Origin of the sequence: Neisseria sp. 27098_8_158 (genome assembly GCF_041433145.1) — a bacterium.
In the GTDB taxonomy this organism is placed as follows: Bacteria; Pseudomonadota; Gammaproteobacteria; order Burkholderiales; family Neisseriaceae; genus Neisseria; species Neisseria subflava_E.
Genome location: NZ_JAPWAZ010000009.1, coordinates 1 through 711, shown reverse-complemented (window position 1 = coordinate 711; position 711 = coordinate 1). Strand labels below are relative to the sequence as shown.

Below are 711 nucleotides of genomic sequence, written 5' to 3'. Positions count from 1 at the left end.
GTACCCGGGGCAACATTGGTGATCTTGTTGCCGGCGGCATTGATGCCTGACTTGGTCACACTCGGGCCACCGGTAATGGTGAGGCCGTCTGAATTCAGTTTGCTGTCGCCTGCAGTCACGCTGTCAACGGTGATGTCTTTGGCCAGTTTAAAGTCAATCTGGTTGTCGGACACGGTGGTGACGATGTTTTTGTCGCTGCTGCGGTAGGCAACGGTTTCGCCCAGTTGGACGTTGTCGTCGTTACCGTTGTCGGCAGCAATGTTCAGACCTTTGGCCACATTGGCGTTGGTTTCTTTCAGCTGACCGTAGTTAACGGCGTCGGTATCGTCGGTACCGGCAGCTACGTTGGTCACTTTGTTGCCGGCGTTGTTCAAACCGTCTTTGGTCAGTTTGACATCACCTGCTTTAACGCCGTCTTGGGTCAATGCAACATCGTCGCCTACTTTTACACCGTCGTTGTTAACGGTGGTGTCGCCGGCTTTGACGCTGTCTACGACCAGGTCTTTGTTCAGCTTAACGGTCACTTTATCGTCTTGGGCTTCGGTGGTGATGTTGTCGTCGCCGGCAACGGTCACGGTGGAGCCGAGTTTTTCGATATTGGTGCTGCCGCTGTCGCCGTTGAAGGTCAGGCCTTTGTTGTCAACGGTGGTTTTGGCATCCACACCTTTTTGGATGTCGTCTTTGGTGCTATCAGCCAAGTCGATGCTATAG

1 pseudogene is annotated in these 711 nt (G+C 53.6%); it reads right to left on the bottom strand.

Going from position 1 to position 711, the window contains the following annotated elements:
- Window positions 1-711 (bottom strand): annotated as a pseudogene (locus O3681_RS11015) (hypothetical protein); the annotation flags it as partial.